The 25,514-nt window shown below is 61.2% G+C and carries 23 protein-coding genes; 12 read left to right on the top strand and 11 right to left on the bottom strand.

Features of this window, described 5'->3' with window-relative positions; translation table 11 throughout:
• Nucleotides 1–14 precede the first annotated feature (14 nt).
• A complete protein-coding gene (locus ABIB66_RS40635) occupies nucleotides 15–293 on the bottom strand; it encodes a DNA -binding domain-containing protein (RefSeq protein ID WP_085394386.1) in 279 nt (92 codons plus the stop codon).
• A gap of 162 nt (nucleotides 294–455) precedes the next feature.
• On the opposite strand from ABIB66_RS40635, the gene ABIB66_RS40630 reads away from it, so the two are divergent.
• Complete coding sequence (locus tag ABIB66_RS40630; RefSeq protein WP_085394349.1) at nucleotides 456–707, top strand: helix-turn-helix domain-containing protein; 252 nt, start codon at nucleotides 456–458, stop codon at nucleotides 705–707.
• Nucleotides 708–920: 213 nt separating this feature from the next.
• Here the strand turns inward: ABIB66_RS40630 and ABIB66_RS40625 are convergent, their stop codons facing one another.
• A complete protein-coding gene (locus tag ABIB66_RS40625) occupies nucleotides 921–1,241 on the bottom strand; it encodes a DUF736 domain-containing protein (protein WP_354259421.1) in 321 nt (106 codons plus the stop codon).
• A 291-nt stretch (nucleotides 1,242–1,532) separates the two neighbouring features.
• On the opposite strand from ABIB66_RS40625, the gene ABIB66_RS43765 reads away from it, so the two are divergent.
• Both ABIB66_RS43765 and ABIB66_RS43760 read left to right on the top strand, forming a co-directional pair.
• Nucleotides 1,533–1,997, top strand: coding sequence for a hypothetical protein (locus ABIB66_RS43765; protein WP_502918362.1), 465 nt, complete (start codon nucleotides 1,533–1,535; stop codon nucleotides 1,995–1,997).
• A complete protein-coding gene (locus ABIB66_RS43760; RefSeq protein WP_502918361.1) occupies nucleotides 1,994–2,260 on the top strand; it encodes a hypothetical protein in 267 nt (88 codons plus the stop codon). The genes ABIB66_RS43765 and ABIB66_RS43760 overlap by 4 nt, the downstream gene beginning before the upstream one ends.
• A gap of 160 nt (nucleotides 2,261–2,420) precedes the next feature.
• Here ABIB66_RS43760 and ABIB66_RS40610 read toward each other — a convergent pair whose 3' ends face one another.
• From ABIB66_RS40610 to ABIB66_RS40580, 7 genes are all read right to left on the bottom strand, one after another.
• Nucleotides 2,421–3,344, bottom strand: a complete 924-nt coding sequence (locus ABIB66_RS40610; protein ID WP_354259415.1) for a DUF2493 domain-containing protein — start codon at nucleotides 3,342–3,344, stop codon at nucleotides 2,421–2,423.
• A gap of 328 nt (nucleotides 3,345–3,672) precedes the next feature.
• Nucleotides 3,673–4,734 carry a DUF7146 domain-containing protein gene (locus ABIB66_RS40605; protein ID WP_354259411.1) on the bottom strand — a complete coding sequence of 354 codons (1,062 nt, stop codon included), beginning with the start codon at nucleotides 4,732–4,734 and terminating at the stop codon, nucleotides 3,673–3,675.
• Nucleotides 4,734–9,050: a strawberry notch-like NTP hydrolase domain-containing protein gene (locus ABIB66_RS40600; RefSeq protein ID WP_354259408.1), complete on the bottom strand. Its 4,317-nt coding sequence runs from the start codon at nucleotides 9,048–9,050 to the stop codon at nucleotides 4,734–4,736. The genes ABIB66_RS40605 and ABIB66_RS40600 overlap by 1 nt, the downstream gene beginning before the upstream one ends.
• A 183-nt stretch (nucleotides 9,051–9,233) precedes the next feature.
• Nucleotides 9,234–11,351 (bottom strand): ParB/RepB/Spo0J family partition protein, encoded by a 2,118-nt coding sequence (locus ABIB66_RS40595; protein WP_354259405.1) that lies wholly within the window; start codon nucleotides 11,349–11,351, stop codon nucleotides 9,234–9,236.
• A 108-nt stretch (nucleotides 11,352–11,459) separates the two neighbouring features.
• Nucleotides 11,460–12,416 (bottom strand): ArdC family protein, encoded by a 957-nt coding sequence (locus tag ABIB66_RS40590; protein WP_354259402.1) that lies wholly within the window; start codon nucleotides 12,414–12,416, stop codon nucleotides 11,460–11,462.
• A 501-nt stretch (nucleotides 12,417–12,917) separates the two neighbouring features.
• The gene (locus ABIB66_RS40585) at nucleotides 12,918–13,100 is read right to left on the bottom strand and encodes a hypothetical protein (protein ID WP_354259399.1); all 183 of its coding nucleotides are present in this window, start codon (nucleotides 13,098–13,100) and stop codon (nucleotides 12,918–12,920) included.
• Between the two features lie 133 nt (nucleotides 13,101–13,233).
• Complete coding sequence (locus ABIB66_RS40580) at nucleotides 13,234–13,755, bottom strand: thermonuclease family protein (protein WP_354259430.1); 522 nt, start codon at nucleotides 13,753–13,755, stop codon at nucleotides 13,234–13,236.
• Between the two features lie 879 nt (nucleotides 13,756–14,634).
• On the opposite strand from ABIB66_RS40580, the gene ABIB66_RS40575 reads away from it, so the two are divergent.
• Entirely contained in the window at nucleotides 14,635–15,429 is a 795-nt protein-coding gene (locus tag ABIB66_RS40575; protein ID WP_354259396.1) for an HNH endonuclease, read from the top strand.
• On the top strand, nucleotides 15,426–16,646 hold the full coding sequence (locus ABIB66_RS40570; protein ID WP_354259393.1) for a DGQHR domain-containing protein: 1,221 nt from the start codon (nucleotides 15,426–15,428) through the stop codon (nucleotides 16,644–16,646). The genes ABIB66_RS40575 and ABIB66_RS40570 overlap by 4 nt, the downstream gene beginning before the upstream one ends.
• 408 nt (nucleotides 16,647–17,054) lie before the next feature.
• Here the strand turns inward: ABIB66_RS40570 and ABIB66_RS40565 are convergent, their stop codons facing one another.
• Entirely contained in the window at nucleotides 17,055–17,795 is a 741-nt protein-coding gene (locus tag ABIB66_RS40565) for an HAD family hydrolase (protein ID WP_354259390.1), read from the bottom strand.
• A 5-nt stretch (nucleotides 17,796–17,800) separates the two neighbouring features.
• Nucleotides 17,801–18,688, bottom strand: coding sequence for a Pycsar system effector family protein (locus ABIB66_RS40560; RefSeq protein WP_354259387.1), 888 nt, complete (start codon nucleotides 18,686–18,688; stop codon nucleotides 17,801–17,803).
• 479 nt (nucleotides 18,689–19,167) lie between these two features.
• Here ABIB66_RS40560 and ABIB66_RS40555 point away from each other — a divergent pair, with 479 nt between their 5' ends.
• Genes ABIB66_RS40555 through queC form a run of 7 tightly spaced genes read left to right on the top strand, consistent with a single transcriptional unit; the run spans nucleotide 19,168 to nucleotide 25,469 of the window.
• Nucleotides 19,168–20,241: a hypothetical protein gene (locus ABIB66_RS40555; protein WP_354259384.1), complete on the top strand. Its 1,074-nt coding sequence runs from the start codon at nucleotides 19,168–19,170 to the stop codon at nucleotides 20,239–20,241.
• Nucleotides 20,241–21,383: a DGQHR domain-containing protein DpdB gene (gene dbpB, locus ABIB66_RS40550; protein WP_354259381.1), complete on the top strand. Its 1,143-nt coding sequence runs from the start codon at nucleotides 20,241–20,243 to the stop codon at nucleotides 21,381–21,383. Before ABIB66_RS40555 ends, dbpB (ABIB66_RS40550) begins: the two co-directional genes overlap by 1 nt.
• Nucleotides 21,383–22,672, top strand: a complete 1,290-nt coding sequence (dpdA, locus tag ABIB66_RS40545) for a tRNA-guanine transglycosylase DpdA (protein WP_354259378.1) — start codon at nucleotides 21,383–21,385, stop codon at nucleotides 22,670–22,672. The genes dbpB (ABIB66_RS40550) and dpdA overlap by 1 nt, the downstream gene beginning before the upstream one ends.
• Nucleotides 22,669–23,754, top strand: coding sequence for a DGQHR domain-containing protein DpdB (dbpB, locus tag ABIB66_RS40540; protein ID WP_354259375.1), 1,086 nt, complete (start codon nucleotides 22,669–22,671; stop codon nucleotides 23,752–23,754). Before dpdA ends, dbpB (ABIB66_RS40540) begins: the two co-directional genes overlap by 4 nt.
• Before the next feature lie 4 nt (nucleotides 23,755–23,758).
• Complete coding sequence (gene queE / locus ABIB66_RS40535) at nucleotides 23,759–24,391, top strand: 7-carboxy-7-deazaguanine synthase (RefSeq protein WP_354259372.1); 633 nt, start codon at nucleotides 23,759–23,761, stop codon at nucleotides 24,389–24,391.
• On the top strand, nucleotides 24,388–24,762 hold the full coding sequence (locus ABIB66_RS40530; protein ID WP_162496278.1) for a 6-pyruvoyl trahydropterin synthase family protein: 375 nt from the start codon (nucleotides 24,388–24,390) through the stop codon (nucleotides 24,760–24,762). The genes queE and ABIB66_RS40530 overlap by 4 nt, the downstream gene beginning before the upstream one ends.
• Nucleotides 24,759–25,469, top strand: a complete 711-nt coding sequence (gene queC / locus ABIB66_RS40525; RefSeq protein WP_085394565.1) for a 7-cyano-7-deazaguanine synthase QueC — start codon at nucleotides 24,759–24,761, stop codon at nucleotides 25,467–25,469. The genes ABIB66_RS40530 and queC overlap by 4 nt, the downstream gene beginning before the upstream one ends.
• The last annotated feature ends 45 nt before the right edge of the window (nucleotides 25,470–25,514 follow it).

Raw genomic sequence — 25,514 nt, 5'->3', positions numbered from 1 at the left:
CATGACAGATTTTGCTATTTAGGCGCGCCGCCGCGAAGCAAGTCGCGGTAGCCGTGGTCTGCCATCCATTTTGCGCGGGCCAGATGACTATCAAACGCATTGCGAGCGCGATCCGGTTCACGATCGGGATCGATGTGCAACACGATCCGGGTCACTTCTTTCCAGTCCGCGCCATCGGCTTCGGCATCAAGAAGTCGCCAATACGTCACGAGGTGCTGCTCATCATAGGTCGTCAGCACCGGCTCATGCGGCGCGACATCGGCGACATCAGGATCTAGCTGCGGCTTCGTCATGACCATCCCAGCAAACAGCGAATGATTCTAACCTCTCTGAACGGCCGAAATTGTTTTAGCGTCCAATTTTAGCCCCATTCCGGGCCGGCCGGCCAGCGAGGACCGAGAAATACATACTATAGGAGATAAACCTCATAGTATGTAAAGACGCAATTTGCGCAAATGGACATGCGCAAGCTGGTCGGCCGAAATTTCGCAAGACTGCGGAAGCAGAAGCGCTTCACGCAGGAGAAATTCGCCGAAAAGTCCGGTTTCACCCAACAGTATATCAGTGACCTGGAACGTGGGCGCCGCAATCCAACCGTAGTAACCTTGTTTGAACTCGCCAGCACGTTGGGCATTAGCCACGTTGATCTCGTCCTCCCGGACGAAGAGGCGCGAAACGAGCGATCGAAGCCTGCCAAGCGAAAGTAATCAGGCCGCAAGAGTTGATTCGGCCAAACGAGACCGGCACCTTCGCAAATCGCGCCTCAGAGATGACGCGCCGGCCTCTCATCAAATGTAGTTGCCCGTCAGCTGCGCAGCAATCAAACCTAGCACAATGGCGCAACGGCCTGTCGGTCGATGCGCGGGTAGGAGTTTAGGAAGCCCCGCCCGGCTGACCGGGCGGGGCTTGGTGGAGCGATCTTACTCGCCGTTCTTGCGGGGGCGCGACCAGAGCAAGGTGTAGCCTTCGCCGCCTTCCTCATCGAACAGGTTCGCGTAGATCGGCGCGTTGAACGAGGGGTCGTCGAGCTTGAGCGAGAGGTAGTCGCGTCCCTCATCGGAGCGCTTCGACCACGCTGCTCCGATCTCCGCCCGGCCCACATAGATGCGGTGGCTGGGAGCGTTGTCGTTGGAGCGGTTGGTCTCGGCGACGATGCGCACGCCCTTGGCCTGCAGGCTCAGGGTGATGATCTCGCCCTGGAAATCGTTGCCGACCTTCTTGAAGGAACCGATGTTAGCCATGTCTCTTCTCCTGTTGTGTGTTTCGAGCCCGCGACCACCGCGGCCTCGATGGCGATCTAGAGGCCGAAGACGATCGGCGACGCACCCGCTCGCGGGCCGCAGCGCAGCGGAGGACGTCGTTGTGGCGACTTTCTTGTCTCGCGAGGAATGGGCGAAGCCCAGGGGAAGAAAGTCGCATCGGCGTTGCGGCTCAGACGATCGAGGCGCAGCCGGTCTTCGGCCAGATCAAGCCATCAAAGAGGCCACGTGGTCTGCGTGCTGAACCGCAATCTTAGGGAGAAGACTTGGCGAATGTCGGTTGTGCTGAACAGAGGCCGGTACGGTTCGGCGCAAAAAGAGAAACAATCTGCCGCAAAGGGCGGTATCGTCCCGGATGGCATGATCGAGCGTGGCGCGCCGCTCCACCGCAGCTATGTGGGCCAGACAGAAATTGGTATGGCTTGCTTAAAGCGCTCCCAGGAGAAGCGCGGCTACCTCTCGCTCAAGCTCGACGTATCCCCTGTTCAACGTGCCGCCCTGTGCGACCTTGCTCGACCGACGATGGCAACGAAGCGTCATCGCTCATGCGTGGTGGCTGTGAGAACTGATCGAGATATATTCTCCACCACCCGGCCCGACTCCAACGGGCGGGTCTCCGCAAACACGGTCAAGCGCGTCCATGCCGTGCCGCCGATGCAAACCGCACCACCGCAAGCGAAGGCCTCGCGCCAGGCCAGCGAAGGCACTCCGATCTGCGACAAGGCAAACACCACATGATAGCCAGCGATTGCCCTAGGGACCGCGAATGCGGCTGCGACCGCGACGCGCAAGGTCAAGGACCGACTGACGGCGACGGCGACCTGACCAGCGGCAAGCGTCAGCGCGCCAGAAGCAATTCCGATCAGCAGTGCGCCGAAGACGCCGGCGCCATCACGAAATGCCAACATCCCGACATTAAGCGCGACAAAAAACGGCAAGGCATACACTGCCAGCGCAAAGATCGCCCAGCAGAACAAGCCGATGCCGAGTGTGTTGATTGAGAACAAGCCCAAGGGCGAGCATGGTGGCTCCCTGTACACAGATGTACCAGTCGCGCCTTCCACCACCACCACGGCGCAGTTTCGGAGGTAAAATCGAAACGAGGCGGAGTTGCGGCGTGCAACTCCGGCTCGGTTGTCTCGATGTCGAGTCCGACGGCGCTCACGCGGCGCCGAACCTCCAAACCGGGATGCCGAGGCGCTTCGCCTTATCGGCGAGGTTGTCCTGTATCCCTGTGCCTGGGAAGTGCATGACGCCGATCGGCAGGAGTTCGAGCATGGCGTCGTTGCGCTTGAAGGGCGCTGCCTTGACATGCTTCGTCCAGTCGGGCTTGAAGGCGATCTGAGGCACCTTGCGATTGGTCGCCCATTTCGAGGCGATCAGTTCAGCGCCCTTCGGGGAGCCGCCATGTAGCAGGACCATGTCGGGATGCTTGGCATGAACCTTGTCGAGCCGATCCCAGATCAGATGATGGTCCTTGAAATCGAGCCCGCCAGTGAGTGCGATCTTCGGCCCCGGCGGCAACATGACCTCAGTCTCGGCGCGGCGTTTTGCTGCGATGAAGTCACGGGAGTCGATCATTGCCGCGGTGAGCATTCGGTGATTGACCAATGATCCAGACCGAGGACGCCAGGCCGAGCCGGTGTGGACCTCAAATCGCTCGATGGCCTGGTCGCGGAAGAGCTCCAGGCAGTTGCGGCGCTCGATCAGCGTGATCCCTTCGGCCGTCAGGCGCTCGAGTTCGACCGATCGCACTTCGGAGCCGTTCTGCTCGCGCTGGCTCTTGTGCTGAGCCTGCTCGTTGTCGTCGAGGTGGCGCTCGATGCGGTCGAGGGCCCGATGGAACAGGTTGACGGTCGACCAGAGCAAATCGTCAAGGTCCGGTTCAAGCCGCGTGTCGTTCAGGGTCGCAACAAGGGCGTCAAAGATATCGAACACGGCGCCGGCGATGATCTTGCCCTCGGGGAGTGGTCTTGGATCGGGCTGGTCGTCGAAGGGACGATGGCCGAAGAGCTGAAATTCGATGAGGACGTGGTCGGTTGGGGAAGAGGCATGCGGCGGTTCGATGTCGTCATGGTCGGTCATGGGAAGAGGTCCTTTGCCGGATCGGCCGCGACCATCGCGGCCTTCGTGGCGATCCTCTGACGGCAGGAGGAACGGGCCAGAACCCGAAAGGGCCGCAGCGGCAGCGGAGGATGGCGGAGGCCGGCTATTTTGCTTCGCGATGCAAAGCGCGCTGCCAAACGCATGATGTGTCTTCACATCGCTGGCGCGCGGCGGAAAATAGCCGGACGCAGCCATTGCCGGCCCGGGCCGCTTGCCGTCCGATCGCCCTCTAGAAGGCCGAGGTCGCGTCCTCTTCCGACAATGGCCTCACCGCGACCGACTTGTCGACGGAAACCAAAGCACCCGTTTATTCCGCGGCTAGCGTCGAGAAATGCAGGAAGCGGACGACATCCTCTGGTGCGAGTTGGAGCCGCAACTCTGCTCGGAGGGCCTCGAGCCCAAAGATGTGCAGATCTTCGTTGAAGTCGCCCAGCCGCGGCGACAGCGCGATCGCTTCAATGCCGGCGTCTGCTGCGCGCTGGCTGAGAATAGCCTGCACCGCATCGCCAGCGGCATCGGCGTCGCGGGCGATATAGAGCCGACGCAGGCCAGACGGCAGCAACATGGCCGAGAGGTGATTGGCCGATAGGGCAGCCGCCATCGGCATGCTCGGCAGCACGTAACGCAACGAAAGCATAGTTTCGAGACCCTCGCCGGCAGCGAGCACATCGTCCACCACGCCGAAGCGAACCGCGTTGCCGAGCAGATCGCCCATGGCGCGTCGTGGCGTATCGATCGGAGCTTTGCCAAGCCGAATGCGATCAAAGCCGTCCGGATCGAGCCAGGTGCGGTGCACGCCGGTGATCCTGCCTTCGAGGTCCGTGACGCAGGCGATCATCGCCGGCCAGGTCTCGGTCGGCAGGTATTCATCGGGCCGATAGTAGCAGCGCGGATGGAAACGCAGACTGCCACCATGGTGCACGCGGGCTATGCCGCGGCTCTGCAAATATGCCTCGGCAATGGTCCCCTGGATCGGGCTGGATATCGCAAAGAGCCGACGGGCCGCTTGCCGCGATCCGATCGGCACTAGGGAACGAACAGGTTGCAGGGCCGTTTGGTGCTGAGCACGAGGGAGCTTGAGAAAGCGCCTCGCCTCCTCGGCGACCTCGCGAAAGTCTCGCAAGGCCAGACTTTCGCGGATGATGTCGAGGAGATCACCATGCTCGCCGGTTGCGGCATCTGTCCACTTGCCGGCTGGCCCTTTTGGCGATTCCTGGAGCCGCACGAACAACGAGCGGCCCGGCGTGTTGTGGACGTCGCCGACCACCCAGTAACGTCCCGCCCGCTTGCCATTGGAGAGATAGTGTCGGCAAACCGCCTCCGCCTCGCGCGCGAGGCGGCGTGCCAGTTCGGAAGCACCGCGGGACATCACGCGGCCTCCCGCTCACCGATGCGCGCAACCGGATAGCTGTCGAGCACCTTCGACAGGATTTCGACGCCGCTTGCGTCCGTCGGCACGAACATGCGCAGCTTCCAGGAGATGATCTCCCCGAAGAGGCCGTAAGCCCGCAAGCGATCGCGCATCGTGTCGATGAAGCCCGAGAGTTCGATACGGTGTGCGCCCATCACCCGGACTCGGCGAAGCTGGAGCCCCTCCGCAAGTTCGAGGACGGTCCGTCCCTGCATGAGCGCGGCAAAGGCAGCGTCCGGCGTCAACACCGGCGCATCCGCCGCGAGGACGTTCGCGACCCAGGTCGCCGAGACCTTGCGACCGATGATGCGCTCGCCCGCGTCGGTCTGCAGCCGATAGACCCGGGTCGACTCGTTCGGCAGACGTTTCCAGATCGGCAGCAGCAAGCCGGCCACTATGTGGATCGTGCTTTCCGTGAACTCGGGTACGTCGGCAAGTTCCGCCAGCCAGGCCGCGGCGAAGCGTTCACGGTCCGCTTGGCCCCAATGGCTTTCCGCCATCATCTTCAAGGGAACGCTATGCTGCTCCATGGGGCGGATCAGGCGGACGCGCCGCTCGATCTCGCCATCATCAAGCATGAAGCTCGGAGCTGCGACCTGTACGGCGGCACGGCCCGAGCGCTCATTGATCATCAAGACAGCACGAAGATCGGAAAGACGACCGAGAGCGTCATCCAGGCTCACAGGATGATTGCGCTGGCGCTGGGTGATCGTGAGAAGCCGGGTCTCGGCGCTAGTGCCGGGATGGGTATAGATTGTGCGCCGGTCGGTGACGACAAAACTCTCGGCGCGGAGCGTTTCCAGCCCGACGTCATAGCTGCCCGATGCGACCGCCCCTTCGATCCGGGCGGTCAATAGCTGCTCGAAGACGGTGAACAAGATGTTCTGAAGATCGATCGTGAGCGCCAGCAACCGGTTCAGGAATGTCGTGATCGGCGGCAGGTCATCCCGGAGTCCATTGGCATCCGTCAGCTTCAGGCCGGTCGCATCCTCAAACCGCTCCAGCGAGCAGCCCTCGACCTTGCCGCGCGCCACCAGCGTGTAGAGCTGACGCAACGCATCACGCCCGTACTGGCTCTCCAGATTGTCCTCCGGCCGGAACAGGCCCTGCCCTCCGGTCTGGCGCTGACCGCGCGTGATCGCTCCCAACGTGTCGAGCCGGCGGGCGATGGTGCTCAAGAAGCGTTTTTCCGCCTTCACGTCAGTCGCGATGGGGCGAAACAGCGGCGGCTGCGCCTGGTTGGTCCGGTTGGTGCGGCCGAGCCCCTGGATCGCAGCGTCTGCCTTCCAGCCGGGCTCGAGCAAATAGTGGACGCGCAGGCGGCGATTCCGTGCCGATAGCTCGGCATGGTAGCTCCTCCCCGTGCCGCCCGCGTCGGAGAACACGAGGATCCGCTTGACGTCATCCATGAAGGCCGACGTCTCGGCGAGGTTGGCGGAAGCGGCCCGGTTTTCAACGACCAGACGGTCTCCTTTGCGAACGATGCGGCGCGAGCGGCCTGTGACCTCGGCGACCATATCGGTACCGAAACTCTGGACCACCTGGTCCAGCGCCCCAGGCACCGGCGGCAGCGAGGCAAGCTTCTCGATGAGGCGGTCGCGGCGAGCGACGGCCTCCCGGCTCTCGACCGGCTGGCCGTCACGATAGACAGGCCGCGAGCAGAGGTTACCTTCCGAGTCGGTGAAGGGCTCGTAGAGCTGGAGCGGAAAGGAATGGGCGAGATAGTCGAGGACATACTCGCGCGGGGTGATGTCGACCTGGACGTCGCCCCACTCCTCGGTCGGGATCTCGGCGAGCCGGCGCTCCATCAGCGCTTCGCCCGTCGAGACAATCTGGATGACCGCGGCGTGTCCAGCCTCAAGATCATGTTCGATCGATCGGATCAGCGACGGCGTCTTCATCGAAGTCAGGAGGTGGCCAAAGAAGCGCTGCTTGGCACTTTCGAAGGCAGACCGCGCGGCCGATTTGGCCTGGCTGTTCAGCGTGCCGGTCTCGCCCGTGATGTTGGTGGCCCGCATCGCGGCATCGAGATTGTTATGGATGACGCTGAACACGCCGGCATAGGCGTCATAGATGCGAACCTGCTCTGGCGTGAGCTGGTGCTCGATGAGCTCGTACGCGACGCCCTCGTAAGAGAGCGAGCGCGCCGCGTAGAGACCGAGCGCCTTAAGGTCGCGCGCGAGCACCTCCATCGCCGCGACGCCACCCTCCTCGATCGCTTCGACGAACTCGGCACGGGTGGCGAACGGGAAGTCGGCGCCGCCCCATAAGCCCAGCCGCTGGGCGTAGGCGAGATTGTGGACGGTCGTGGCGCCCGTCGCCGAGACGTAGACGATGCGGGCATTCGGCAAGGCGTGCTGGAGCCTGAGCCCCGCACGCCCCTGCTGGGAGGCCGCCTGCTCGCCACGCTCGCCCTTCTGGCCTGCCGCGTTCTGCATCGCGTGGCTCTCGTCGAAGACGATCACTCCGTTGAAGTCGGAGCCCAACCATTCGACGATCTGCCGAACGCGCGAAAGCTTTTCGCCGCGCTCGTCGGTGCGCAGCGTAGCGTAGGTGGTGAATAGGACGCCTTCCGCGAGCCGGATCGGTGTGCCCTGCCGGAAACGTGACAGCGGCGTCACGAGCAGCCGCTCCATGCCGAGCGCGGACCAGTCGCGCTGCGCGTCTTCGATCAGCTTGTCGGATTTGCTGATCCAGACGGCACGGCGGCGGCCCTTCAGCCAGTTATCGAGCAGGATGCCGGCGACCTGCCGCCCCTTGCCAGCGCCGGTGCCGTCGCCCAAAAACCAGCCGCGGCGAAAACGGACAGCATTCTTCGCATCGTCCCGTGCGGCCGCGACAACATCAAAGGTCGCATCCACCGTCCAGGAGCCCGCAAGAAACTCGGAATGCGCCTCGCCGGCATAGATGATGCTCTCAAGCTGGGCGTCGGACAGGATGCCATGCGCCGCGACATTGGCCGGCAGATGTGGCCGGTAAGACGGCTGCGGGGGCGCGACTGAGGCCATCGCGGCGGACTGCACGAGTTTGGTCGGATGCGCATGCGTGTCCGGAATACGGATCGCCTGCAGCCCGTATTCCTCATAAAGCGCGTCAGTCAGTCGAGCGCCTTCGGACGGCGTCCATCCGACCGTCTCGTAGGTGAGTTCGACGCCCTCGGTCGCGCCATCTCCCGAAGTCGACGATGGTCGTGGTGCAAAGGCGCCGGTCGGCCGCGACGTCGCAGGGCGCCTGATGACGTCGACCACGACAGGGGTGGCGATGGGCAACCTCGGCGGCACATGCTGGATCACCCAGCCGAGCAAGGTGGCGACATCGCTCGCGATGCCCAGTGAAGCGCCAAAGACCTTCGGGTCTGCGGCGGGCTGCTTGTCGATCACGAGCAGCCTTGTGTCGGTCTGCGTTCCGTGTTTCGCGTAGACCACGCCGTCGATGGCGGCAGAAAACACCACGCGCCCGCATTGCTGGAGGCGAACGAAGGCATCTCGCCATGCCGGATTGTCCGGCGCAAGGCTGGCGCCGGTAATGGCGACGAGACGCCCGCCGTCGCAAAGCCGCGCCAAGGCTGATGCGATATGCCGGAGAGCCGCGTCCGCCATCCGCCGATCGACGTTCGCCAACGCCGAGAACGGAGGGTTCATCAGGACAACGCTCGGTACGACACCCGCATCGAGGTGATCATCGATCTGGGCGGCGTCGAATCGGGTGACCGTAACGTTGGCGAACAGTTGGTGGAGCAAGGCCGCGCGGGTCTCGGCCAGCTCGTTCAGTACCAAGGCGCCGCCGGCGAACTCGGCAAAGATGGCGAGCAAGCCGGTCCCCGCGGACGGCTCCAGAACCCTGTCGGACGGCGTGATGCCGGCCGCGGTGCATGCAGCAAGCCCCAGCGGGATCGGTGTGGAGAATTGTTGAAGGGCCTGGCTATCCTCGGAGCGCCGCGTATGGGTCGGCAGACAGCGTGCGATTTTCGCGAGCATCGGCAGCATCGCGGCCGTTGACCCAGCCTTGGTCCGGAGAGCCGGGCCAAACTTGCGAAGGAACAGAACGGTTGCCGCCTCGCAGACATCATAGGCGGTCTTCCAGTTCCAGGCGCCAGTGGCGTCGGAAGCGCCGAAGGCAGCTTCCATGGCGCCGCGCAGGACAGCGGCATCGATGCGACGGCCGCGCTCGAGATCAATCACGAGCTGTCGCGCGGCCCTGACGGCGGCGCAGGTGAGAGTTGCAGCGGCACGCATCGAGAGCGCGGCGGCGCCGCCGGCGAGAGATTCGGTCATGACCGGGTTCTTTCGGAGAGCAGGAATGGGTCGAACCATCAGGCGCTCTCCTTAAGACCCGACAGCTCAAACCCTTCCCGGCCCCGCTCTCCCTCTCAGCCCTCGCCCAAAAGAATGGGGACCGGCGCTGCACACCGGTCCCCAAGCAATTGTGGAACGACGGGAGCTATCCCGTTCTAGATGTCACTCAGCCGCGTCGAGCTGTTGCGGATCATCGTCGCTCGCGTTGTCCCGATCCTCGTCCTCACCGAGAAATTCGGGCAGCGGGCCCGCTTCACTCTCCTGCTCCCCTGACGCCGCATCGGGATCGACGAGACGCAGCGGCTCCGGCAACCAGCCCGAGCCATCGAGAAGACGCTCGGCCTCCTTGGCCATGTCGGCCTTCTTGAGGTGGTCGATCAATTGCGCGGAAGATTCGCCTCGCGCTTCCCGCACCGCCTCCAGAATGCGAGGCTTGGTGACCCGGCCGAGATAATTGTCGACGGTCGGTCTCCAGCCAGCCTGAACCATGTGGAGGCCGACTGCGCGGGCCAGCACATCCGCCTGGTCGAGTCGGGTGCGGACGCCGTGGGCGGAGACACGGCCCTGATTGTAGCGGGTGGCCGGCTCATAGACGGCGTTGATCGCAAACGAGGCGCAGTGAGCGAACAGGGATGCCTGCGCACCGCCATCGAGGGCCGTGAGGGCATTCCAAAGATCGTTCTCGCTATCCGGCAACCTTGCTTTCCAGGACTCATGCCGCGCCTCGACGGCCTTCGCGGACGCGCTTTCCCTCAAGCCAGGCGCTTGAGCCGGAAAGGCCGGCGTGCGAAGATCAATCTCGAGGCAGCTCCCGGACGATGCGAACCGGTAGAAGGCCGTCAGCACGAAGTTGTGCAGCACCGCCTGGAACGCAATCGCCGGATGTTCTGCCAGCGCATCCCGCAATGCCAGTGTGCGATGCGCCGTCAGCTCCGTGATCAGCCGATCCGGCAGAGGTTTGGTCGCGTCCTCATCATCTTCTTCCGTATCAGTAGCGCCGCCAGCCACCGCGATGACCGTGCGCTGGACGGAAGGACCAGCCGTTTTCCCCTCGATCGACGGGGTGTCGGCGCCCTGCCCGACATCGGGATCGGCTGCCGACAAATCGTCCTCCGGCCGGACGTAACCCCGATCCACCGAGAGGCGCCCTTCGGAATCGATGCTGACGAAGACGCCAGCGCGGGCGATCTCGGCCGGATCGTAAATCATGGGCCGGTCCTCGAACGCGATCAGGGCCGTCTCGATTTCGCCGAGACGCTGATCGATCTCGTCGGGCAACTCGTCGGCATTCTGATAATCGGATTCAAGCCTGGTTTGCTCGGCGTTGAGTGCGTCGATGGTGGCCCGCTCCTCCGGGGAGAGATCGACAGGTTTGCCCTCGATTTCGCGCAGGCCCCCGGTGTGGCCGTAGGGGAATTCGACGGCGAGCGAAATCCACTTCCAGCCTTCGGCTGCAATCGTCTCGGCTTCGGCTTTGAGCTTTTCTGTCACCAGACGGTCGAGCAAAGCAACGTCCTGGAGCCACCTGCCATCATCGTGCTCGAACAGATCCCGCAAAACGCCGCCACCAGCCTGCTCGTAAGCATCCAGCCCAACGAACTGAACGCGGCGATCGGACGCGCGCACGGTATTTTCCGTGAGCATTCGCCGGATCTGATAGGGCTCATCATAGCCGGACCGGCTGACGTTCTCCCAGACCTGCTCCTGCCTGGCGTGGTCGGCTGTAACAGAGAAGGCCATGAGCTGCTCGAGTGTCATGCCGTCTTCGGCATAGACGTCGTGGAGCTTTGGCGACACCGACGCCAACCGGAGGCGTTGCTTCACGACGGCCGGGGACACGAAGTGCCGGGCCGCGATATCCTCGTCGGATAATCCGGCGCCACTCAAGGTCTGGAATGCCCGGAACTGATCGAGCGGGTGTAGCCCTACCCGCTCGTCATTCTCTGCTAGCGAATCGTCTTCAGCGATGCCCCCTTCGCGCACGATACAAGGAACGGCTTGCGTGCTTGCCATGCGCTTCTGCTTCACCAGAAATTCCAGCGCACGATAGCGCCGGCCTCCGGCGGGCACCTCGAACATGCCGGTGTCATTGCCTTCGGTGTCCACAACCGCCCGCACATTGAGACTTTGCAGCAGCGTGCGCTGCGCGATGCTTTCAGCGAGTTGCTCGATAGAAATGCCCGCCTTCACATGCCGGACGTTGGACTGGCTGAGGACCAGCTTGTTGAACGGAATGTCGCGTGAGGGGGATAGCGTGATCTTTTGCACAGCCTTCGTCATATTGATTCTCCACGACAGGCAGCCGAGAGCCTCTCTCTCGGCCTCCAACCCGTCGCGAAAAGCGCCGCTCCCCTCTCACTCTCTTGTTCGAGGCAACAGGTGAGAAACTCACGCCGCTTCCTGGTCCGCTCTCTCGGTTGTCATGCCGACAGTCACTTCCGGCAGGAAGCCAAGGAGATAATCCGCAACCTTGCTGGCCTGCGAAGCAGCCCGCACGATCGCGCGACTATCCTCTCGCAACACGTCAAGCCAGGAGCCGATGTAGTCGGCGTGCCGCACCGTCGGCACGATGCCGAGCGAAGCGCAACTGAACGCCGACGATATCTCCGCGATGAGCTCCTCGAAGGCATACTTCCTGGTACCGTAGGCGCCTGAAAGGTCACGGTTGAGACGCGCAGGATGGCCGCTGGCATGTGCCAATTCATGCAGGGCCGTTCGATGCCAATTGGTCGGTTCGAAATAGGCTTGCGGAGGCGGCACCTGCACATAATCTTCGGCCGGCGCATAAAAGGCGCGGTTACCGCCGATGCGGAAGTCGATGCCGGTCGCCCTGATCAGGTATTCGACCTGCGGCTCGATCAGGCCTGGCGGCGGAGGCGGCGCCGTCGTCGCGATCTCTGGAGGCAAGCCGTCGCATTGATCACAGTTAAAGACGGTAAAGCGCTTGAGGAACGGAATGGGCTGCGCTTCCTCACCGTTCTCACTCGCGCGGCGCTTTTCCTCGGCCGGCACAAACCGATCGGCGTGGACCACGGTGGTGCCGTGCTCGCCCTTGCGGACGTGACCACCGAGCGACAGCGCCTGACGGAATGTAAGCCAGCTCTGACCTGTGAATGCGCGCTCAGTGGCTGCTCCCCAGAGAATCAGAACATTGATGCCGCTATATTGACGGCCGCTCGCGGCGCTTTTCGGCATGGCCAAAGGCGCCTTCGCCGCCGCGGTACCCCAAGGCTGCACCCACGGCACTCGGCCAGCCTCCAGCTCGGCGATGATCTTGTTGGTGATGTCGTCATAAAGGCTTGTCCGGTCCTCACCGGTGCGCGCCCGAGGATAATGTCTGGACATCGCGGATCTCCGCGACGGGGACCGCGAGCCTCTCTCGCAGCCTGTAACCCGTCACGGTAAAACCCGGCCGGCACTCTGACTCTCGCCCCTACCTCTCAGAATGCGAAATCTGCGACGCAGCGACGCAGCCCGCCTTCCATCGGGTGTTCCTGGGAATTGCGTTGAGCTACGTGGGGCCGCAGGCCCGACCAGGCGTGCGCCAGGGGCGCATCGCCTCAAGGGAAAATGGCACCCGGAGAGCGTGAGCATAGCGACCCGAAGGGGCACGCGGGTCCGAGTGCAGCGACGAGACCGGTTCAATAGCGGCACCCGGGAACGGGGCAGTGATAGCGGTCGCCGCAGGCGAGCCCCTTTTCCGAGTGCCCCCGGCGAGGAGCTCCGCAGCTCTTGCGCGAGGGATCGACGCCGCGCGGCCGAGACGCAAAGCGGCTCGGTTTACGAGAGCCCGGTGCGGCGGCAGCTGCACGCGCACAAGCGAACACCCCGCCAAGATTTGAAGGTCTAAATTTCCTCCCGCGCATGCGTCTGCGCGTCATAGATCCTGATCTGAAGCATCGGAAAACGTTTCTTCAGTTCTTCGCCACCTGCTTGGGCGCCGTCTCTGGTTGTAAATTCAGCTTTGAGCCGGCCGTCCACTTCGAGCGCGTAACCAGAGGCCGGCAATTCACGGGTGGCAGCAACCATTTCATTCCCATTGTACAGTGAGGTGACTGGGAACGATGAGTAACGTGAGTCGCCCAAACCACGCCAGAGCCACCTGCCCAAATGCGGTGATTGGCCAACGCCACGTGTGGATTGGCGCCTCGCGGGGATCGCTTCAAGGATGGGCATTTGCATCGTCCGAACAGGCGGAAGGCCTTCCACGTGCGCGGATGCATGCACGATAGAGCCACGGCTCCACGTAGCTGCCCTTCGAGAGACCCTGGCCGGTGCGCTCAGCCTCGCGCTCAGCTTCGTGATATCTGCCCTTCGAGTAGTGAGGCCAATCCAGCGCAAGGCCGTTGCGTACAAGCCATTCACCGAGATCCCTACCCTCGACCGAGCAGGTCGCGACCGTGCGGCCATATGGGTCGAGGCTGACTGGGACACAATTGACGGAACGGCGGGCAATAAAGGCATCAAGGTCGTTTGCGGCCTGCGCACCGCACCGAGATTGTAAGCTGTCTTCGCCGCGGCACAGCTGGCTGCTCTCCGGTGCATCGATGCCCCAAAGCCGGATGCGCACGCCATGCATGTCCAGCGTGTCGCCGTCGATCACGCTGGCGTGTCCGACAAAATCATCGGCCAGCGCCACGCTCGACATAATGGCGAGAATCAATGCGACAGCGGTTCGACGCATTTCCAGTGACCTTGTAGCTACCGCAAACCATGCGGACGGGATTTCAGCCCAATTCTCGAGCGGCTTCAATCGGACAGGTTCTCCGGCCGCTCGTGAAAATGAAGTCCGTGCCGCGCAGCCAGCGTCCTTCGAAGCGAGCGCAGAACCAAGTGAACTCATAAACCTCCAGAGACCCTCGCTCTTTATGGTTTCGCCGATGGGGCTGAATGGGAGGCTGTGCCAGCCGGCAAAGCGCGTCAATCTCGCCCCAGTGCTCACGGATATACCGGCCCTCCAGAGCCACGTGAAGGCGATCGCGGCAGCTAACGCGAACAAGCGTCATAAGCCTAGCCGGATCCATTTCCGGATAGCTACGGCCTGCAATACCAAGCCTGCCAGGGGCATGCCAGTCGCCAGATCAGCAGCTCACGTCATCCGACCATGAGGCTTGAAGATAAAGTGGTTGCCGCGCCTGGGGTGCGCGAACATGTCGCTTGTCCACCGTCAACATCAGTTGAACCCAAGCCGTAGAAGGCGTGATTGGCTGATCATCCCGGCAATTGTCTTCCCGCTGCACTCAACCTGCGCTCAATCTGCTGCCCTCCACGGCGCGGGAAGGCATGAGCGGGTAAGGCCCCCGCGGCCCTGCCCAGAGCCTTCGCGACAAGCAAAGCAGCAACTGCCGCTCTCATGCCGCACGAGCCGAGCACCTCACAGGGGCCAAACACTTGTGAAGTCATTAAGGATCGGGGCATTTCACGGCTGATCTCGCTTTACTACTCGTGCTTGCATAACGTACAAGGCTGCCGACTCGGGGAGGACACATAACCCGGGCCATGATGTTGGGCCCTTCAGATCGATGCAAAGCTCAACCGGCCACTTCGAGGAGGTGCAAAGTCAATGCTCTGGCGGCCCACGACTTACGGCGAGCGTGCATTTCTACATATTTACGAGGCCCTAGGTCGCCATGTGAGCGTCGATGCATCTCAGGGCGTAACGCTGGACTTTCTTGTGAGCGGGCGATCGTTCCAGGAGTTTGCGAAGCTTCATGCGACCATTGAAACGTTCATCCGGTGCGTGCGGGCGGCGGTCTATCTGCAGCCGGATATCGGTCATCTTGCGCCGGCTGAGTACGGCAAACAACTGGGCAGACGTGACTACGTACCGCGCAGCCTTTCGTCCGATCGCCGTTTTTGTGAATTGCTCAAGCAGACCGCAATCATCAGCTCCGAGGCAAAAGCCGCACCGCCTTCCATCGCCAAGGACATCAAACATGAGACGTCACGATGCTATCTATGTGGAATCAAGCTGACGAAGACTGGGCCACAGCATTGTAGACCAACTGTGGAGCACTTGTGGCCTTTGAGCCTGGGCGGCGAGTCGATTGAGGAAAACCTCATAGCTGCCTGCAACGACTGCAACACCAAACGCGCGAATTCCATAACCTGGGCTTGGGGGCCGGTACAATCCACCGATTATAGACATGACCCGAAAATCAATCCCGACGTCCAACTACGCTTATCATTGGCGATGGCCAAACTGATGTTGGAAGCTTCCGGAGAGCGTGGCGGTGGTCGTTGTTCGCTGAAGGAAGCGGCGCTGCGGCTTGCCCCGCTGTTTCCCAATCTCGACATCAAAGATGGACGACATCGGGTCTATTTCGAATTATTCGACGAAGTGAGGAAAGCCGGATGAAGAATCCGTCAAAAGCCAAGACATTTGATTATTTCGCTCTCAGCTACTCGCAACGAGGAACAAAGAACTCCCCGAAGTTCATTATGTTTCACGCGCCAGCGGCTGAGATCATTGAATGGGCTGATGTTGATCGGTTAAAGCCAGACAACCGCTCCGGAGCGCAGCGCCCTCTTCGAGACCTGAAGGTTAACAAGGTCGCGAAGTTTCTCGACGCAGACCCACGTAACACCATTCCGACTGCTGTTGTTGTCGCGCTCGATGCTGACGCCGTCAGCTTCACTGGGAACGCAGACAAGAAGGACCGCGGGCAATGCGGCAAGCTCGTCATTTCACTGAAAGGCACAGACAAGCCGGGCCTCATCATTGACGGTCAGCACCGCGCCTTTGGCGTCGCAAAACACAGCGCCATGCTTCAACTGAACGTGATTGCCTTCATCGGTGGCGACGATGCCGAACGCGCGTTCCAGTTTGTCGTGATCAATAATAGCGCAACGCGTGTTTCCAGAGATCACATCAGGGCGCTCAACCTCGCCTTCGACAAGGACACGCTGAACGACCGGCTGGTACAGAGCGCGGGCGTCACGTTGGGAATGAAGGATGCCAAATTCGAAGACTACACGTTCGTAGATAGCATTCCCCCGTTCAAGGGGCTTTTGGACTGGCCGACCAACAAGCACGGATATATCGCCCCGAACGCAATCGAGAGCGCCTTGGCCGAGACACGGGACAGAGCGACGTTGCTGGGTATCGAAGACCTGGAGCGCGACTTCTTTCTCGCGATCTGGATGCGAATAAAAGAGCGGTTCGGCCCCGCCTGGCGGGCGAACACGCCGGACAAGCCCAGTCATCTTTTGCAAAAAGTCTCCATCATTGTCCTGACCATATACGTCCTAGATAGCCTTGAGGCAGCACAGCGGATGTCCGATCAGCCGCTGGACTTTGCCAACGAGGAGATTTTTGCCAGTTCCGTAGATCGCGTTCTGAAGCGCATTCCGCTCGAGTTCTGGACGGTCGAATGGCAACAGAAAGAACTCGATACCGGCGCGGGGCGCGACGTTTTGCTTGAAGCGCTGAAGACAATCGATTCGAACGCACGCTATGGCCGCCCGTGGTACGACCGCGTCGCACTGGTCGATCCCGGAGACCTAACGGAGCAATATGATCGGCCGCACGCCCCTAAAAAGAAAGCCAAAAAGGCGGCCAAGAAGCGGGCGTAGGATCATATGCCAGAGAGGCCGGGCCTACCGGCTTCTTCTTCTCTACAAGGCAAGCGCCTATGTCGGGACCTGTCGCACAGCAGGCGACAGCGCCAATGGCCTGCAATCGCACTCGGGATCAAGCGCCGGTTGACGTTTGCAGTCTGTAGGCACTCGCCTGCAAACTCGACATGGCGCGCATCGTTCTTCCTACTTTATCAAGGGAGATGCCGCGAACGGGCGAATCCAGCCAACGTGAGGAGGATGTGCCCGATTGAGGGCCGGCGATCTGCAAGGACTGCGGATTATGATTCAGTTGCTCAGCCGGCAACGTGCGAGTTCACCGGTGATCTGCTGTGGCGTGCGAGCCGCAGTTGCTATGAGAGCCCGTCCCTCAAGCAGGCGTCTATCCGACCTCCTCCGCCAGGCTCAGCTCGTGACGACCTCTGCCACAATTTCGTCGAAGCGAGCGATCCGCCGTATGCTGCTCGCATGCATTTTCGTCACCCAATAAGGCTGAAAGCCCCCCGGGAAATAAAATGCCAAAAAGCCGGCCACCGCGGCCGATTGCACATCGCGGTCGAGTTGGTCCCCGACCATAAAGCACCGTTCGCATCCCGCTTTTCGCTTCAGCTCGAGGTAAACCTCGACGCTTTTGCGTACCGAAATCACCTCAGTGATCAGGCTATCAAGTCCATGCTCGGCAAGTAGCGATTGACATCGCTCGGGCCGCTCCTCCGTCACTATGGTTATAGGGACATGAACTGCCGAGATAGCCTTCAGGCCCGCTCGCACCCCCTCCCGAAGAGGCGGTATCCGCTTCAACGATTCGAGAAATTGCCCTTGCACCTGGGCAAATCCCCCGGCGATCTTGGCATCCGGGCGAGTGACATGTTCGACCACCTCCGCGATATCCTTGCCCGCAAGCACCAGGGCGAGGCCTTGCGCCAACAGAGCCGGAGGATATCGCAGATGATCCGGATGAACCGCAGCTATGCGTTGATCGATAATACGCAGGAAGGCGAGCCCTCGATCCTCGTCGTCTGGCGCGTTGTGGCCCGTGCGCCGCTCCATATCGCGTAACATCTCCAGTTGAGCAGCCGCGAACACCGCGTCGGTATCCCAAAGCGTGTTATCGGCATCGGTAAAGAGATGAGCGCGGTTTGCCACGAGACTCACTTTTGTAAAGTCGGTGCGGCTGGCGGCTCCGGCGGAGACACCTGTGGCGCGGCGGGCGTAGCCGAAGGCGCAGCAACCGGTGCCGTCGGCGTAGTAACCGCGGCGGAGACCCCCGCCGGTGCCTGGGGTGATCCTGTCGGATCCGAAATGGGCCCAATCGTAGCCCGGGGTCCGCTGACAGCGTGTGGCGAACCGACGAGCATGACGTTTGCGCCGAATAAGACGAAGAACAGCAGCAGGATGCCCATTGCAACGCGCAGGGCGTCAACTCCGGGACTTAGAAGGCGCAGCTTCTCGGCTACCTTTCCCGCGACAAGATAACTTTCCGCAATATAGCACCGCGCGTAGTATGCCTTGAGATCATCCCCTTTGTCCGTCCCCAGCTTGATAAAAGCTTCGCCCCAATTCGGAGCAGTGACGTCCAGGATGCGTTCGTAGAACAACATGGACGGTGGCAGACCTTCACGGGCCGAGTTCGACCAACTCTTCGGCACTTTGAACCGCGGCTTCACCGCGCCCAAGATGAAGAGGACGGAAGCCGTGACCACAAGAACATATGCAAAGAAGGCCAGATATGCCGCGATGGTCAGGGCCGATAAAACGTTCGTGGCAGGCGCCTGAAAGCCCGGCCAAGGGTAGTCGGTCGCAAAGCGGGTGAAGACCGCTCCCACCACGGCACTCAAGAAGGCAATGATCGTCAGCAGCCGGGATATCTTTCCGTCTTCATACTCGGTGAGAGCCTTTACCTCGCTTAAGCTGGCCTTTGCGCCGTCGTGGACCCGCTCCAGCGCTGTGGGAGGGATCTTCCATGCATGGAGTTTGCGGACCAACTCGTCAAATGCTGCATCCCAGTCTGCCGCGCTCGGAGGTGTACCTTTGATCATCGTTCCACCGTTTCTTAAGGTCATTTGTATGCTGAAGCGATATATCGTTGCACGCCGCCGCTTCGCAAACCAGCAGGCGTCATACCGCCTAAAATTCAAGTCATTCTTGCACCTGATCCGTCCACCTCGGGACCAGGAGTCGGCATGTTTGTGCAGGGCCCCTCGGGTTGAAAATTGCGCCGTTGAGGCCGCGGCGGAGTGAATCGCAACCGCACCGCGTTGGTTTCCAGAAGCAGCCTCCGCTTTCGGTCATTTTCGGATGGCACCCTTCCGCAAGTTCCGCCACCGCACAGTTCGGCCCAGTTGACCCAGGCCATGAACTCGCCTGTCGCAGAAAACGGGTTGATGGCACCGATCCTGGCGCCCGGTTTTGCAAATAACTGCGTCCCGTCTTTTTGCAGTTGATCACTTCCTCTTTCTGCAAATTGCAGTTTGCAATTTCTAAGATGGCGGGCTAGCTAACTTGCCAGAAAGACAATATGTTGCGAATCATGCGGCCGTTTGAGCTTCTATCCTCTGCCGCACAAGGGTCCGCCGGTTTCGTCTGTCATGCGACCGGCCCATTTACGGGCTTGCTGGGGGCACAGTTATTCATGCGAATCGGAGCAAAAAGCCGCTCGGAAACTGAAGGTTCCATAATACCTAACGCCGTTGTGATCACAACCTGCTCCCATCGCAAGTCAGTGAAGCCGACTCGCGCCGCAACCCCCTCTTCACTGTCACGGGCCCATCAGCCGATTGTCGCCACGCAATGGATTACCAAGGTTGACCGCCTCCCGAGGTGGGGGGCTGCAGAGACCTTCTACGCGGGTCGCGCATTCGGATTGGCAAAGGAAGCCGCCAATCTCTCAGCCGCCCGGTTCTACATTCTTTCGGCCGGCCTTGGCATCGTGCCCGCCTCTCGGCCTATTCCCGTATATGGATTGACGATTTCGCCGCGGCACGAACAGTCAGTGCTTCGAAAGATCGTCGGAGACTTCGATCCCCCCGAGTGGTTTTCGAGCCTCTTGACGGGCGTTCATTCCGATGAATGGAGTGATGTCGCCGGCGGCAACTCGGGGCGCATTCTCACGGCGTTGTCACGGCCCTACGCGGAGATGGTCGCCGCCAGTCTCGCCAATGCGCCGCGGAGAATGCTCGAAAGGCTCAGGATCTTCGGCACTTCGCTTGAGACCGCATTGCCGGTCAATTTGCACGCGGCCATCGCTCCCTATGATGAACGCCTCAACGCAATCATTCCCGGCACGCGTACGGATTTCGCGCAACGCGCCATGCTCCATTTCGTGAAGTCCGTGGCGACAAAACCGAGCAAGGGGCGCGAGGACGACTTTGCGGCGGTGAGATCCTCGCTCAAGAATCTGAAGTTGCCGCGGCTGGTCCAGCGTCCGCGAGTGACGGATGAGGAGATTCTCGCGGTGATCAAGAGACGGTTGCGGATGCAGACCGGCGCCGCGCGAATGCTCGCGGCTCTCCGCCACGAGGAAGGGGTTGCCTGCGAGCAGTCCCGATTCGCGCGACTGTACCGCATCGCCGCCGCAAAGAAGGGAATGTGATGACCCGCCCGAAGAAGAGCGACGATCCGGTGCTCGCGGTACGCGCGGTTAGGACCCGGCAAGCCGACAAATCGGTGTATGCCTTCTTCATGGCGGGCGCGGACCTCTTGAAGTTCGCGGAGATCAGCCGCGTCCATCGCGATAGCGAGGGCTCGTTGCACGGCTTTCAACGCAGGGGGATCAGGAGCCACGTGCAAGCCATCACAGATTTTTTGGATCAGGGCCCGGTCCTCTTTCCCAACGCGATCATCCTGGCCATAGCGCCGTCAGCTCGCTTCATCCAATCGCGTGGCGAGCGTCCAGAGGGCGACACCCGGATTTGTCAGTCAGGTACGCTGCGAATTCCGATGCCGCGAGATGGCTCCAAATGCGCTTGGATCGTCGACGGTCAACAGCGCTCGATTGCGCTGTCCCAGGCCCAGAACAAATCCTTCCCGGTGCCAGTCGTAGCGTTCGTCTCAGAAGAACTATCGGTGCATCGCGAACAGTTCATTCTGGTCAATAAAGCGCGACCGCTCGATCCTCGGCTTATCAACGAATTGCTGCCCGAACTGGACGACGTCGTATTTCCGCGCGATCTGTCGGCGCGAAAGATTCCGAGCGAACTGGTGCATCTGCTACAGACATCGCAGAACTCGCCGTTCAAGGGTCTGATCAAGCGGATATCCGAAGACTCGTCCGAAGCCGTGGTAACGGACACCACGCTGGTGAAAGCGATCCGCAATAGTATCAACGGCGCGCTTGGCGCCTTGGCGCCCTATAGGGCGTCCGGCGGCACTCCGGCGGATGTCGATGCTATGTTCCGTCTCCTCGTCGGATTTTGGTGCGCCGTGCGAGACGTGTTCCCTAACGCGTGGGGCCGGCCGGCGACCGAGAGCCGGTTGATGCATTCTGCAGGCATCGCCGCCATGAGCGTACTGATGGATCGTGTGATGTCTCGCGCCGCGCCCGGCGCGGATTTGCGTCGGCATGCGGCCGAGGCGCTCGCGCGGCTTGCTCCGCAGTGCCGCTGGACCTCGGGTCGCTGGAACGAGCTTCAACGCGACTGGAATGAGATTCAGAACGTTAGCAAGGATATCCGCATGCTCGCGGGATATTTGGTCCGTCTCGATCATGCTCACGCATTCTCAAAGGTTGCGTGATGCGCTTTGTATTTGCCGACAGCATCGATACCATTGATCCCCTGTACGACTTCGTTGCTGACCGCAATGGCCTCGGCCGCCTGGTCCATCGCGACGATCAATACCCGCACGAGTTCTTGGAGAAGGCTCCGTACGACGGAATTCTGATCTCGCGTGCGATCGTGGGCGACGCGGCGTTTCCCGGAAAATATTCGGAAGCCCAGATGATGCGGTTCAGGCGGGAGGGAGCGAGAAAATTCCTGCGCTACCCGCTCGCCAAATTTCCAGACAGCATGCTGGTGGGCGATTGCGGAGCGTTCAATTACAGAAATCTTCCGGAGCCGCCCTACCACGCGGACGATACCGCCGAATTCTACGCTGATGCCGGCTTTACTCACGGCTGTTCTCCGGACCACGTCATCTTCGATTTCGACGAGGCGGGCCTCGTACGCCGCTTCCGCGATGTGCCGCAACACGTGCGGCAGCGCTTCGAAATCACGCAGCAGAACGCGGTCGAATTTCTTAAGGTATCCAAGAAGATCGGCAAGGACTTCACACCGATGGGTGTCATCCAGGGCTGGTCGGCTGAGAGCATGGCTGACGCCGCGCTGAAGCTCGTCAAGATGGGGTATCGCTATCTTGCGATCGGAGGCACCGTACCCCTCAAGATCGATCAGATCCAACGGGTTCTTTCCACCTTGAGGGACGCAATCCCCTCACGCATTCGTCTGCATCTGCTCGGTTTCGGCAAGATCGAGGAGCTCGCGGTCCTAGAGCGGAATAAGGTGTACAGCTTCGATACCACGTCTCCGCTGCTGCGTGCATTCAAGGATGCCAAGAAGAATTACTGGGTCCGCAACTCTTCCGGTGAGCTTTCCTACTACACCGCGATACGCATCCCGCAGGCGACCGAGAACAACAAGCTCAAACAGAAGGCCTGCGAAGGCAGTCTCAATCAGGAATTGGCCAAGCGTCTGGAAAACGCAGCGCTGGAAGGCGTCCGCGACTACGCGGCACGCAAAGCGGGTCTCGAGGAATGTCTTGATGCGGTGATGGAGTATTGGGTAGCCCTCAATTGGGACGCCGATCCGTCGATGACAAGACGGTCTCAGGCCGCCCTGCGGCAGCGCGAGGTCTATTCGCGCACTCTTTCCGAGCGGCCATGGGAGAGTTGCGACTGCCGTGTCTGCCGGGAAGCTGGCGTCGAGGCCGTGATCTTCCGAACTTCGAACCGCAACAAGCGCCGCGGCATCCACAATCTCCACGTATTTCACACCCATCTGAACCAATTCCGCGAGGAGCTCGCATGAGCAAGCAGAGATATATCCATTTCGACGCCCTCGCGCCGCTGCAGAGCCCAAACTTCAAAGTCTTCACCTTCGTGGCGCGAGCCGACGAAATATCCAAGATTGCGCGCATCGAGCGCGCTGGCCGGGACGAAGGCGGTGCTCTGCAAGGGTTCCAGCGTCCCCAGATTGCGGGACACATCCGCGAGATCCGAGACTATCTCGAGAAGCCGAGCGCAATTCTTCCGAATCCGATCGTCGTCGCATTCATGGGAAACGCTAAGCTCAAAGGCGGATCCTCTGGCGACCGGCGCCGCGAATTGATCGTCGACACCGCCGACGGCCCGCCCGGCTGGATCGTCGATGGCCAGCAGCGCTTCACCGCACTCTCCGAACTCCGCGGCCGCAGCTTCGAAGTTCTGGTGTCCGGTTTCCTTTGCGAAACGGAAGAGGAGCTTCAGAAGCAGTTCATTCTGGTCAACAATACCCGTCCTCTGCCGAAGGCGCTGGTCTACGAACTTCTTCCGAAAGTCGGCGATCTGCCGCCCCGCATGTCCGGTCGTTCGCAGGCAGCTCTCGTGACAGAGGCGCTAAACTACCGCCCTGGCTCCTCGCTAAAGGGCATGATCAAGCAGCAGACCAATCCCAAGGGCTCGATCCGGGACACCGTTCTTCAGCGCGTAATCATGAACTCGCTAAGCGACGGCGCCCTGCGGCTCTACGCCAGCGAGGATCAGATGCTGCTCAAGCACGGCGTCACCATGATGAGCGAATTCTATCATGCCGTGCAGCACGTGTTCGCAGACGACTGGATCGGCAAGACGCCCAAGACTTCACGCCTGGTTCACGGTACAGGCATCATCGCGCTGGGCTACGTAATGGATTACCTGAACGGAGCGACGGGTGCAGAATCGCGTGACGAATTCGCCCGCGGCCTAAAATTACTGAAAGGAAAGACCGCGTGGAGTTCGGGCGAATGGGACTTCGGCAGCGAGCGCCGCAGATGGAACGGGCTGCAGAACGTACCGGCAGACGTGCGCCAGCTTACCCTGTATCTCACGCAGGTGCTGAAGCGGCGCCTCGCCGGTTCCGTGAAGGCGGCGTGACGACGTGAGCTACGCCGTCAAAGAGATGTTCTACTCTCTGCAGGGCGAGGGGCGCCATGCAGGACGGCCCGCAGTGTTCTGCCGGTTCGCGGGCTGCAATCTGTGGAGCGGACGCGAAGCTGACCGGGCCCGTGCCGCGTGCAACTTCTGCGACACGGACTTCGTCGGAACGGACGGTTTGGGCGGCGGCCGCTTCGATGGAGCCACGGCGCTGGCCGATGCCATCGAGAGCATGTGGGCCGGCGTCGGCGGGAAGCGTTTCGTGGTCCTAACGGGCGGAGAGCCTCTCCTCCAGGTCGACGACGCTCTCGTGTCCGCTTTGCACGAGGCCGCTTTCGAGATTGCGATCGAGACCAACGGGACGCTTCCAGTGCAGTTGCCCATCGATTGGATCACGGTGAGTCCCAAGGGCACGACGAGACTGGTTCAGAAGTCCGGGAACGAGCTCAAACTCGTGTTTCCACAACAGGACGTCGATCCCATCTCCTTTGAAAATCTCGCTTTTGAGCACTTCCTGCTGCAACCGATGGACGGTCCCCACCGCGACTCCAACATGGCAGGTGCGATCGCCTACTGTCTCGAACGACCGAAGTGGAAACTCTCGCTTCAAACGCACAAATACATGAGCATCAGATGATCTACGAACTCAGCAAGGAATTCCGGTTCGACTCGGCGCACACCCTGCATCGCACCGTAGATGTGGAGCCGAGCCTTAGGATCCACGGACACTCCTATCGGGCCGAGGTCGTTCTACGCGGTCAACCGGACGCTAGCACGGGGATGCTGATGGACCTGTCCCTGTTCGAGAGAAGTCTCGAGGAAGCACGTCATGGCTTGGATCATCGGTTCCTAGACGAGATCAATGATCTTGGGCCTGCCACCATGGAAAACCTGGCTGCCTGGATTTGGCGTAAGGTGAAGCCCATTTGTCCCAGCCTTTGGCGTGTCACCGTCCGCCGGGACAGCGACGCCGGCGCCTGCAGCGTGTTCGAACGGGAGGCCGCATGATGCCCGACAACGCTGCCTTGGTGCTCTTTTCGGGGGGGCAGGACTCGGCGACTTGCCTGGCCTGGGCTCTTGACCGCTTCGATCGCGTAGAGACGATCGCCTTCGACTATCGCCAGCGCCATCGCAGCGAACTAGACGCACGAGACGATTTCCGCCACGAACTGGAAGCGATGTTTCCCTCCTGGGCTAGGAAACTTGGCACCGACCGCGTTCTGGATCTTTCCGTGCTCGGCGAGATTAGCGAGACCGCACTGACGCGAGACGTCGAGATCATCGCGGAGGCATCCGGACTGCCGAACACTTTTGTTCCCGGGCGGAACATCTTGTTTCTGACATTGGCCGCGGCCGTCGCCTACCGACGAGGGCTAAAACACATTGTGACCGGAGTGTGCGAAACCGACTTCTCCGGCTATCCGGACTGTCGCGACGACACGGTCAAAGCCTTGCAAGTTGCGCTCAACCTCGGCATGGAAACCCGCTTTGTTCTCGAGACGCCGTTGATGTGGATAAACAAGGCGCAGACTTGGATGCTTGCCCATCGATTGGGAGGCTCCCCCCTTGTTGATCTCATTCGCAAGAGCACCGTGACCTGCTATCAGGGAGACATCGCGACGGTGCATGAGTGGGGACGCGGGTGTGGCGAATGCCCGGCCTGCAAGCTACGAGAACGCGGATTTCGAGAGTTTGCTGAGTCGCCGGTCGATTAGCACTCCGGTGAGCGAGAAGCGAATCTTTGGGAACGTTCTGATCTA

Source organism: Bradyrhizobium sp. F1.13.3 (genome assembly GCF_040548265.1).
Taxonomy (GTDB): domain Bacteria; phylum Pseudomonadota; class Alphaproteobacteria; order Rhizobiales; family Xanthobacteraceae; genus Bradyrhizobium.
This window is presented reverse-complemented; position numbering and strand designations above follow the sequence as displayed.

Coding starts and splice junctions, on each gene's coding strand:
- ABIB66_RS40635 (WP_085394386.1), bottom strand. CDS start 293: ATGACGAAGCCGCAGCTAGATCCTGATGTCGCCGATGTCGCGCCGCAT.
- ABIB66_RS40630 (WP_085394349.1), top strand. CDS start 456: ATGGACATGCGCAAGCTGGTCGGCCGAAATTTCGCAAGACTGCGGAAG.
- ABIB66_RS40625 (WP_354259421.1), bottom strand. CDS start 1,241: ATGGCTAACATCGGTTCCTTCAAGAAGGTCGGCAACGATTTCCAGGGC.
- ABIB66_RS43765 (WP_502918362.1), top strand. CDS start 1,533: ATGTCGGTTGTGCTGAACAGAGGCCGGTACGGTTCGGCGCAAAAAGAG.
- ABIB66_RS43760 (WP_502918361.1), top strand. CDS start 1,994: ATGATAGCCAGCGATTGCCCTAGGGACCGCGAATGCGGCTGCGACCGC.
- ABIB66_RS40610 (WP_354259415.1), bottom strand. CDS start 3,344: ATGACCGACCATGACGACATCGAACCGCCGCATGCCTCTTCCCCAACC.
- ABIB66_RS40605 (WP_354259411.1), bottom strand. CDS start 4,734: ATGTCCCGCGGTGCTTCCGAACTGGCACGCCGCCTCGCGCGCGAGGCG.
- ABIB66_RS40600 (WP_354259408.1), bottom strand. CDS start 9,050: ATGACCGAATCTCTCGCCGGCGGCGCCGCCGCGCTCTCGATGCGTGCC.
- ABIB66_RS40595 (WP_354259405.1), bottom strand. CDS start 11,351: ATGACGAAGGCTGTGCAAAAGATCACGCTATCCCCCTCACGCGACATT.
- ABIB66_RS40590 (WP_354259402.1), bottom strand. CDS start 12,416: ATGTCCAGACATTATCCTCGGGCGCGCACCGGTGAGGACCGGACAAGC.
- ABIB66_RS40585 (WP_354259399.1), bottom strand. CDS start 13,100: ATGGTTGCTGCCACCCGTGAATTGCCGGCCTCTGGTTACGCGCTCGAA.
- ABIB66_RS40580 (WP_354259430.1), bottom strand. CDS start 13,755: ATGCGTCGAACCGCTGTCGCATTGATTCTCGCCATTATGTCGAGCGTG.
- ABIB66_RS40575 (WP_354259396.1), top strand. CDS start 14,635: ATGCTCTGGCGGCCCACGACTTACGGCGAGCGTGCATTTCTACATATT.
- ABIB66_RS40570 (WP_354259393.1), top strand. CDS start 15,426: ATGAAGAATCCGTCAAAAGCCAAGACATTTGATTATTTCGCTCTCAGC.
- ABIB66_RS40560 (WP_354259387.1), bottom strand. CDS start 18,688: ATGATCAAAGGTACACCTCCGAGCGCGGCAGACTGGGATGCAGCATTT.
- ABIB66_RS40555 (WP_354259384.1), top strand. CDS start 19,168: ATGTTGCGAATCATGCGGCCGTTTGAGCTTCTATCCTCTGCCGCACAA.
- dbpB (WP_354259381.1), top strand. CDS start 20,241: ATGACCCGCCCGAAGAAGAGCGACGATCCGGTGCTCGCGGTACGCGCG.
- dpdA (WP_354259378.1), top strand. CDS start 21,383: ATGCGCTTTGTATTTGCCGACAGCATCGATACCATTGATCCCCTGTAC.
- dbpB (WP_354259375.1), top strand. CDS start 22,669: ATGAGCAAGCAGAGATATATCCATTTCGACGCCCTCGCGCCGCTGCAG.
- ABIB66_RS40530 (WP_162496278.1), top strand. CDS start 24,388: ATGATCTACGAACTCAGCAAGGAATTCCGGTTCGACTCGGCGCACACC.
- queC (WP_085394565.1), top strand. CDS start 24,759: ATGATGCCCGACAACGCTGCCTTGGTGCTCTTTTCGGGGGGGCAGGAC.